Annotated in this window: 6 protein-coding genes; 3 read left to right on the top strand and 3 right to left on the bottom strand. The window is 74.9% G+C overall.

Going from position 1 to position 9,250, the window contains the following annotated elements:
• Positions 1-174: 174 nt before the first annotated feature.
• The 3 genes from ACTUAL_RS21060 to ACTUAL_RS21050 form a co-directional block, all read right to left on the bottom strand.
• Complete coding sequence (locus ACTUAL_RS21060; protein WP_440901453.1) at positions 175-1,071, bottom strand: SAM-dependent methyltransferase; 897 nt, start codon at positions 1,069-1,071, stop codon at positions 175-177.
• A 315-nt stretch (positions 1,072-1,386) separates the two neighbouring features.
• Positions 1,387-1,818, bottom strand: a complete 432-nt coding sequence (locus ACTUAL_RS21055) for a PPOX class F420-dependent oxidoreductase (protein WP_440901452.1) — start codon at positions 1,816-1,818, stop codon at positions 1,387-1,389.
• A 31-nt stretch (positions 1,819-1,849) separates the two neighbouring features.
• A complete protein-coding gene (locus ACTUAL_RS21050; protein ID WP_440901451.1) occupies positions 1,850-2,329 on the bottom strand; it encodes an FBP domain-containing protein in 480 nt (159 codons plus the stop codon).
• 72 nt (positions 2,330-2,401) lie between these two features.
• On the opposite strand from ACTUAL_RS21050, the gene ACTUAL_RS21045 reads away from it, so the two are divergent.
• The 3 genes from ACTUAL_RS21045 to fxsT all read left to right on the top strand — a co-directional run.
• On the top strand, positions 2,402-2,968 hold the full coding sequence (locus tag ACTUAL_RS21045) for a TetR/AcrR family transcriptional regulator (RefSeq protein ID WP_440901450.1): 567 nt from the start codon (positions 2,402-2,404) through the stop codon (positions 2,966-2,968).
• A gap of 508 nt (positions 2,969-3,476) precedes the next feature.
• Complete coding sequence (locus ACTUAL_RS21040; protein ID WP_440901449.1) at positions 3,477-4,970, top strand: VMAP-C domain-containing protein; 1,494 nt, start codon at positions 3,477-3,479, stop codon at positions 4,968-4,970.
• A gap of 19 nt (positions 4,971-4,989) precedes the next feature.
• The coding region (gene fxsT, locus ACTUAL_RS21035; RefSeq protein ID WP_440901448.1) for an FxSxx-COOH system tetratricopeptide repeat protein at positions 4,990-9,250 on the top strand (4,261 nt) is incomplete at its 3' end.

The raw sequence follows: 9,250 nt of genomic DNA, 5'->3' as shown, positions 1-9,250 counted from the left end.
GGCCGGTGTCGGGCCCGCACCTGGCGTCGCGCTCGCTCCCGGCGCCGCGTCGCGCACCTCGCCGCGCCCGCTCCCGGTGTCGCACCAGCCCGGCCTGCGTCGTCCCGCCCCCGGCGTCGCGCCCGCCCGGTGCGCGCCCCTCTCGCCGCGCCCACCCCCGCCCCGCCGCCGCGCTCACGCCCACCCGCCCCGCTTCTCCGCGAAGATCCACCGGTTGTCCTCCAACGGGTCGTCCGGTTCGGGGGTGGGCCCCCGGCCGTGCTCGCGGGTGAACTCGAACGGCGCCCTGGAGGTCGCCGTCCAGCCGCGCGCCGCGAGGTCGGTGGCGCTGTCGGGTCTGGGGTCGGGGTTGAACAGGGACAGCAGGTCCACGCCGATCCGCTTGCGCGCCACCGTGTACAGCGGCCCGGTGCGCACCGGCGCGCCGTCCGCCGGGAACGTCTTGAACTCGAACGCCAGCCCGCTCCCCGGCGCGGACAGCCGGTCCAGCTCCCGCACCAGCCGCCGCTCCGCCGTGTGCGACAGGAACATGAAGATCCCCTCCGCCAGCCACGCCGTCGGCGCCGCCGGGTCGAACCCCGCCTCCACCAGCCTCGGCGGCCACGTCCCGCGCAGGTCGGCGGCCACCGGCGCCCGCGCGGCCCCGCCGCTCGCGCCCAGCCCGTCCAGCACCCGCTGCTTGAACGCCAGCACGTGCTCGTGGTCGACCTCGAAGACCGTGCACCCGCCAGGCCAGTCCAGCCGCAGCGCCCGCGTGTCGAGCCCGGCGCCCAGCAGCACGAACTGCCGCGTCCCCGCGCGGGCGACCCGCGTCAGGTGGTCGTCGAACACCCGCGTGCGCAGCCCGAAGTAGCGGGCGAGCCTGCCCCACAGCGGGTCGGCGTCGCCGTCCGCCACGTCCTCGATGCGCAGCGGCCAGCCCTCGGTGTCCGGTAACGCCCGCACGAAGTGCTCCGCGTACCCGTCGACGGCGAGCGCGTCGTCCCGGTTGCTCTCGATCGCCCGAGCCGCCGCGACCATCAGCGCGGTGCGGCTCACCCCGGCCGCGACCCGTTCCTCCGCAGTGGTCATCGCGTCCCCTCCCCGCGAAGCCGGGCCCCGCCGCTCCGCCCCCGGATCGCCGCCCAACGCCGTCGTGGGGCGGTCGGGGGCGAAACTACGCTACGGCGCTGGCGGTTCCGGGGGCGTCGGCTGAGGGGGTGACGCGCGTGTTGCGCAGAGTCGTTCCGGGGGCCGCGCCGCTGACCGGTGAGGGCGCGCCTGAACGTGTCAGCGGTGCTCACCGGAGTGCGCCCGCCCCACCGCCCGGCCCCGGTGCTTGAGTCGACCGGATGACTCAGCGCCGAGCGCCGACCTCCCCGCCGCCCGCCGCGCGCCGGGGCGCGCTCACCCGACGCTCTCCCCGTGCCCCCGGCTGACCCGCAGGGTGATCAGCACCCGCCGCTCGGCGACCACCGCCGCCCGGTACCCGTCCCGGTCGGGGTGCTCCCCGGCGGCCCGCCGGTAGTGGGCGACCAGCGCCTCCGCCTCCGGCCCGCGCGGGTCGGAGCCGGGCCCGGTCAGCTCGACCGTCCCCTCGGCCGTGGCCCAGCTCCGCCCGTCGCCGCTGGTGACCTCCAGGGCGGCGCGCGGGTCGCGCCCCTGGTTCCCGGCCTTGGCCCGACCGGCGGTGGTGGAGACGAGGACGACCTCGGCCTCGCGGTCGCAGTGGGGTTGCACGGGGGAGAGCTGGGGCGTCCCGTCGGCCTTGAGCGTCGCCAGGACCCCGAGCGAGCTGTGCGCGAGCAGGTCCCCCGTGTCGAACCCGGTGGTGGTCACACCCGCGTGATCCCGCTGCGCGCCCGTCCCGTCACCCGGTGACCCTGGCGACGAACGCGCTCAGGTTCACCACGATCCGCCTGCTCCGCTCCTCCACCCCCAGCGTCTCCCGGTTCGGCTCGCCCGAGTCCCGCTTGCCGCGCACGTACAGCGAGCACGCCAGGTCGCCGCACAGGTAGGTCCCGACCGAGTCCCCCTGCTTCCCCGCCTTCCCGGCCTTCGGCGCCACGACCAGCGACACCCCGCCGCTGTGCGTGGTCACGCAGATCGAGCACATGCTCCGCCCGCGGGCCACCGGCGCGGGCGCCCGCAGGGCCAGCCCGGTCAGCCTCCCGTCCAGCTCCGCGACCAGGTAGGCCCGCTCGGGCGCCTTCGGGTCGTGCCAGCCCAGGTAGTCCAGGTCCTCCCAGGGCTGCTGCGCCAGGTCGCGGGGCACGTTCAGGCGCTTGGCCTCGCCCTTGCTGCAGTTCACGAACGCGCCCCGGATCTCCTGCTCGGTCAACGGCCTCATGGTGGGGTACGGTAGGTTCCCTAAAGCCTTTAGGCAAATGACTAACACCTTTCGGAAGGATGGTGGTGCCGGGTGGCGCGCGCCGGGGTGACCGCCGAACGCCTGGTCCGGGCCGGGGCGGAGCTGGCGGACGAGATCGGCTTCGACCGGCTGACCGCCTCCGAGGTCGCCCGCAGGGTCGGGGTCAAGGTGGCGAGCCTGTACTCGCACGTCGCCGGGTTCGACGACCTGCGCGCCCGGATCTCCGCCTTCGCGCTCGCGGAACTGGCCGACCTCGGCGCGGCGGCCCTGGCGGGGCGCTCCGGTCGCGACGCGCTCGCCGCCCTGGGCGGCGCGTACCGCGACTACGCCCGCCACTGCCCCGGCCGGTACGCGGCCACGCGCAGCCGGGTCGCCCCGGAGGACGTCGCGACCGGCCGCAGGCACTCCGACCTGGCGCGCGCGGTGCTCCGCGGCTACGACCTGCCGGAGGCGGAGCAGGTCCACGCGGTGCGGTTCATGGGCAGCGTGTTCCACGGGTACGCCGAGCTGGAGCTGGCGGGCGGCTTCGGGCACAGCGAACCGGACAGCGGGACGAGCTGGCAGCGCGCCCTGGACGCGCTGGACGCGGCCCTGCGCGCCTGGCCCGCGCCCCGGTAGCCGGGCCGCCGTCCCTTGGTGCTTTTCCCGACTCCTCGATACAGTTCGGCGTCGGCAGAAAAAGGCACTGTGCAAGTTTCTCCATTTCCCGGTTTTCCCGGTTCGGTTGTTCAGGGGAACGCCTCCGCGACGGCGTGCACGCGGGGTTGAAAATCCCCCTCCCCTTTCGTGCGAACGGGGCACGGGCAGCTACGCGGAACGGGTGGCCTCCCTTACGGTGCCGCCCCTGCGTGCGGACCCTTGCCTGTGGGAGTCCCGAGGACACTGCGGGACCCCGGCTCATCGAGCGGGAATTGGCCTGTCCGGCCGCAGCGCCAGGGCACCCCCCTGGCTCTAGGGTGGACGGGTCGGCGCCCAGGACGGGGAGGCGTGTTGTGGTTCTTTCCCTCGGACCGCGCGCATCCCGGGAAATCCCCACCGAGCATTGCGCGGTCGTCCGCACCGCGTTCCGGCGATCCCGGCACACCTGCCACTGAACGGGAGAATCCTCGGCAACCAGGGAGCAGGCATGGTCCGTGAAGGCAGTCGCGACAGCCGAGGGCGGGGAACCGTCCTCCCGTTCGCCGAGGCGCTCAGCGGCATCCCCGGACTCGACACCCAGGCCGACCGGGACGCGTTCATCGACGTCCTGCGCGCGGAGCTGGACGAGCCGGTGGTCCTCAAGGACCAGACGCACCCCAGGATGCAGCTCTACCGGATAGCGGAGTTCTGCGCGCGGACCCCCGAGCGGCTGGGCGCGCTCCTGCGCGCGGCCCGCTGGTGCGCGCACGACCCGGCGCACGTGTCCGCGCTGGAGCGGTTGGTGCTGGGCGCCGACGTCGAACCGGTGCACACCTCCGCCGCCACCACCGCGCTGCTGGCGCTGCTGGAGGGGACCTCGCTGCCCGACCTGGCGGAGCTGTGCGCGTCCATCGCCGGTCCCGCCGCGGACGACCTGCGCGGACCCGTCACCTACCGCCAGGCGTTCGCCCTGCTGGACAACGTCAACGCGGGCGCGTCGGGCCTGCCCAGGACCCTGGAGCTGGTCGAGCGCATCGCCACCAGGTTCCCGGCGGGCCTGGCCAACGAGCTGCGGGACTGGGCGTTCCGGCAAGCGCTGGAGCTGGAGGTGGTCGACCAGCTGCTCGCCCTGCGCGGCGCCGCGCACGCCACCGCCGGACCGGCCCCCGGTTCCCCCGCCTACCTCGTGCTGCGCCTGGAGCGGCACGGTCCCAGCGGCGAGGAGTACCGGCTGTGGGACTGGCGGCAGCTCGACGGCGCGGCCGACTGGGCCCCCGTCCCAGGGCGCGAGGTCACCGGGCCGCTCCCGGTCGTGAAGAAGCACGTCGCCGACCTGGTGGACCAGGTCGAGCGGGAGTGGGCGCGGCACGACGTCGAGATCCGCATCGAGGTCTTCCTCAGCCCCGAGCTGCTCAACCTCGACGTGGACGCCTGGCCGTGGGAGCGCGGGGCCCTGCTCGACGAACCGGTGGGCTGCCGCTACCAGCTGGTGGTCCGCAGCACCCGGCGCGCGGTGAACCCCCGCTACCTGCGGGTGTGGTTCAAGCGCTGGTCCGCGCTCCTCAGGCACCTCGCGGAGGGGCGCGCCATCCCGCTCTCGGGCCGGGTCGACTGCGAGGCGGGCGCGCTGACCGCGCTCATGACGGAGCTGAACCGGGACCGGGAGCTGGTCGCCGTCGTCCTCAGCGGTCCGCCCGAGCCGGGCTTCCCCGGTTTCCAGCAGGTCGAGGCGGGGGAGCGGCACGGCGTCCCGCTGATGCTGTGGCACCGCGACCGGACCGCGGCGCCGGGGTTCCCCGACCTGGTCGACGCGCTCCGGCACCCCGGCGCCGACCGGCACGACCTGCGGGGCACGGTGCGGCTCATGCGCGTCGCGGCGTTCGGGGCCGAGACGGGCACACCGCCGAAGGCGGGCGCCGCCGTGACCGTGCTGTACGACGACCCCGACCGGCTCGTCACCCCGGCGGGCGCGGGCGCCCCCGAGGAGGCGGTCGCGCGATGACCGCCGCCGGGGGAACGGGATGAGGGGGCTCGACGAGGACGACCCGAGGGGAGTCGCCTTCGTGCAGCACCTCGACCCCCTCGACGAGGGCGGTCCGGTGTTCGACGCCGCCGCGCTGACCGCCGTCGAGGTCCGCGACGTGCTGTGGCTCGCCGCGGTCGTGGCCGGTCCCGACCACGAGCCGACCTCGCCCGGCGATCCGGGCCCGGCGCAGGACGAGGACCCGGTGGGCGACCCGCCCGTGCGGCACGACCGGGAGGAGGACCCCGGAGGGGACGGCGGGTCGAGCCGGGCCGAGGAGCAGGCGCCGAGCGGCGGCCCACCTCCGGGGAGCGGCTCGGGGCCCTCGCCACCCGGAGGCCGCACCGGGCGGAGGTGGGGCGTCGGCGGCCCCGAGACCGCGCTCCTGCTGGACGCGGCGGCCCCCTCCCCGGACGCCCCGCTGTCCGCGGGCGGTTGGCCCACCGTCCAGGGCCTGCCCGACCGGCGGCGCATCAGCCGGGTGCTCCGCCGCCTCGACCGCGACGCCCGCTCCGCCGACCACGACGTGCTCGACGAGGAGGCCACCGCCGTCCGGGCCGCCGAGGCCGGCCTGTGGGCGCCCCGCTGGCTGTCCGAGCCGCGCCGCCACTTCGAGGTCCTGCTCGTGGTGGACACCTCGCTCGCCACCGGCCTGTGGACCGAGCTGGTCCGCGAGTTCCGCGCGCTGCTGGAGCGGCAGGGCGCCTTCCGGGACGTGCGCGTCTACTGGTTCGACAGCGAGGACACCGACCACCGCAGCCGCTCCCTGCGCAGCGAGGGCGGCGCACCGCACGGCTGGTGGCACCTGGTCGGCGGGGCCACCCCGAGGATCGTGCTCGTGCTCACCGAGGCCACCGGCAAGGCGTGGCGCACGGGCGCCGCGGCGCACCTGCTCAACCGGTGGGGCGGGAGGCTCCCGGTCGCGGTGGTCAACGTGCTCCCGCAGCGCATGTGGCCGTGGGGCGGGCTGGCGGCGCGGCGGATGCGGTTGTCCGCCCCGCACGCGGGCGCGGCCAACCGGTGGCTGAGGGACGCGGGCGAGCAGCCCTCCGGGGACGGGGTCCTCGTGCCCGTGCTCGGGCTGGCCGCTCCGTGGTTCTCCGGCTGGGCCCGGCTGCTGACCGCCCGAGGGCACCAGGAACCGGTGGAGACCACCGCGGTGCTCGTCCACCCCCAGACCGACGAGCAGCCCTGCGCCCAGGACGGGCGCCAGGACGTCGAGCGGGACGAGCCCACCCCGGCGCAGCGGGTGCGCAGGTTCCGCACCTACGCCTCGGCCGACGGCTTCCAACTGGCCGGGCTGCTCGCCGCCACCCCGCTGAGCCCCGCCCTGATGAAGCTCGTCCAACGGGTCATGCTCCCCGGTTCGGACATGTCCGCGATGGCCGAGGTCGCCCTCGGCGGCCTGCTGACCCGTCGCGCGCGCGCCGACCAGGGGCGCGACACCATCGCCTACGACTTCGCCGAGGGCGTGCGGCCCGAACTGCTCGCCACCTGCCGCCGCTCCGACACCGCCCGCGTCGCCCGCGTGCTCGCGGAGCGCGCGGGCGGGCGCTTCCCCGCGCTGCTCACCCTCGGCAGGGCGATCGACGCCCCCGACACCGCCGAGCTGCCCCCGGTCACGGAGGAGACCCTGCCCTACGTCCGGGTGCAGGCCGCCGTCCTCACCGCGCTCAGCGGGCGCTACGCCAAGCACGCGACCAGGCTGACCAGGTCCCTCGTGGAGCAGGGGTTCCACACCGCCGAAGCGATCCCACCACCGCACCCCGCCGAGGATGCGCCACCCCCACTGGAGCCGACCGTGAGCACAGCCCACCACCCGCAGGAGCGGGGCGCAGGAGTCGCGACCGCCTCCCCCGACCACGTGCGCGCGGACGACGCCCGCACCGGTTGGGAACCGGGGGCGCCGTCCACGCGCGACAGCGGCCAGCCCCAGGTGTGGGGGCAGGTCCCCCTGGCTCCCCCCAACTTCGTCGGACGCGCCTACCTGCTGGAGAAGCTGCGCGCCCGGCTCACCGAGAGCGGCCCCACCGCCGTGCTCCCCGAGGCGCTGCACGGCATGGGCGGCGTCGGCAAGTCCTACACGGTGATCGAGTACATCCACCGGCACGCCGGGGAGTACGACCTGGTCTGGTGGATCTCCGCCGAGCACGTCGCCCAGATCAACTCCGCCTTCGTGGAGCTGGCCAAGCGGCTGGGCGTCCCCAGGGCGGAGACGGCGGACGCGGCCGTGCCCGCCGTGCGCGAGGCGCTGCGCAGGGGCGAGCCGTTCAAGCGCTGGATGCTGGTGTTCGACAACGCCGACCGGCCGCAGGACGTCAAGCCGTTCTTCCCCTCCTCCGGCGGCCACATCATCATCACCTCCCGCAACTCCGAGTGGGCGATGGCCGCGCGCGCCGTCGAGGTCGACCTGTTCACCCGCGCGGAGAGCGTCGAGCTGCTCAAGCGCCGGGGCGGCGCGCTGGCGGACGACGAGGCCGACGCGCTCGCCGAGGCGCTGGGCGACCTGCCCCTCGCGGTGGACCAGGCCGCGGCGTGGCGGGCGCAGACCGGGATGCAGGTCTCCGAGTACCTGGAACTGCTGCGGCAGAACCGGACCGAGCTGCTGGAGGCGGGCACCTCCAGCGAGGACCAGCTGCCGGTGGCCGCCGCGTGGAACGTGCCCCTGAAACGGCTGAGCGAGTCCCACCCCGCCGCGCTGCAGCTGCTCCAGCTGTGCGCCTTCTTCGGCCCGGAGCCGATCTCGCAGCGGTTGTTCCGGGGCGTCCACGAGATACCGGTGCCCCCGGCCCTCAGCGAGGCGCTGCGCGACTCCATCAAGTTCAGCAGGGCGGTGCGCGAGATCAGCCGCTACAGCCTCGCCAAGCTGGACCACCGCAACAACACCCTCCAGCTGCACCGGTTGGTGCAGACCGTGCTCAAGGACCGCCTGGACGAGGCCGACCGCGAGCAGTTCCGCCAGGCGGTGCACGAGCTGCTCGCCAAGGGCGACCCGATCGACCCCGACATCGTCGAGAACTGGCCCCGCTACGCGGAACTGCTGCCGCACGCGCTCATGTCGCAGGCGGTGGGGAGCCGCTCCCGGCTGGTGCGGGTGTTCGTGCTGAACCTCGTGCAGTACCTGATCAACAGCGGGGACTGGACCGGCGCCCGCGACCTCGCGAGCCGGGCCGTCGCGGTGTGGGACGCCGACCTCGGCCCGAGCGACGACGAGCAGGGCCTGCACGCGCTGGAGATGTCGAGGCGCCTTGCCGTCGCGATCCGCAGGCTCGGCGCCGCGGACGAGGCGGTGGAGCTGAACAAGCAGACCCTGGAGCGCTTCCGCGCCACGATCGGCGAGGACCACGAGCTGTTCCTGCGGATGCTCGACACCGTCGCCGCCGACCGGCGCTCGCAGGGCCGCTACACCGAGGAGCGCGAGCTCCAGCAGCAGGTGTGCGACCGGGCCGTGGCGCTGCTGGGCGAGGACGACCCGGAAACCCTGGTCTACGTGCACAACCTGGCCAGCTGCCACCGGCTCATGGGCGACTACGGGCGCGCCCGCGCGCTCGACGAGGACAACCTGCGCCGCCGCATCACCACGCTCGGCCCCAAGCACATCCTGACCTTCGGGTCCCGCAACGCCGTGTCCATGGACCTGCGCGAGTGCGGCTACTTCGTGCAGGCGGCGGAGATCCAGCAGAAGACCCTCGGCTACATGAACGAGCTGTTCGGCCCCGACCACCCGGCGACCATCGGCGCCAACCGCAACCTCTCGGTGGCGCTGCGCAAGGCCGGGCGTCACGCGCGCGCCAAGGAGTTGGCCGAGGAGTGCCTGGAGCGCTACCGGCGCAAGCTCGGCGACGACCACCTGGACACGATGACCGCGCTGATGAACACGTCCACCGACCTGCGCCACCTCGGCGAGCTGGAGGCCTCCGAGGAGGCCGCGCTGCGCTCCTACCGGGTGTTCCGCGACCTGGTCAGCGGCCCCGAACACCCCTACACGCTGATCGCGGCGCTGAACCTGGGGGTGACCTACCGGCTGCTCGGCAAGCTGGACGAGGCGCTGGAGACCAACCGCGGCACTCGCGACGCGCTCCTGCGGGTCTTCGGCGCCGACCACCCGACGACGCTGGTGGCCGTGACCAACCTGGCGAGCGACCTCGCCGAGTCGGGCGAGGTCGAGCTCGCGCGGGAGCACGACAGCGACACCCTGGCCCGCTCGACCAGGGTGCTCGGCCCCGAGCACCCGTCCACGCTGGCCGTGGCGCTGAACC

The sequence above is a fragment of the Actinosynnema sp. genome (assembly GCF_052038725.1).
Note: the sequence above shows the minus strand (reverse complement) of the source record. Positions and strands in the feature narration are given on the sequence as shown.

Coding starts and splice junctions, on each gene's coding strand:
- ACTUAL_RS21060 (WP_440901453.1), bottom strand. CDS start 1,071: ATGACCACTGCGGAGGAACGGGTCGCGGCCGGGGTGAGCCGCACCGCG.
- ACTUAL_RS21050 (WP_440901451.1), bottom strand. CDS start 2,329: ATGAGGCCGTTGACCGAGCAGGAGATCCGGGGCGCGTTCGTGAACTGC.
- ACTUAL_RS21040 (WP_440901449.1), top strand. CDS start 3,477: ATGGTCCGTGAAGGCAGTCGCGACAGCCGAGGGCGGGGAACCGTCCTC.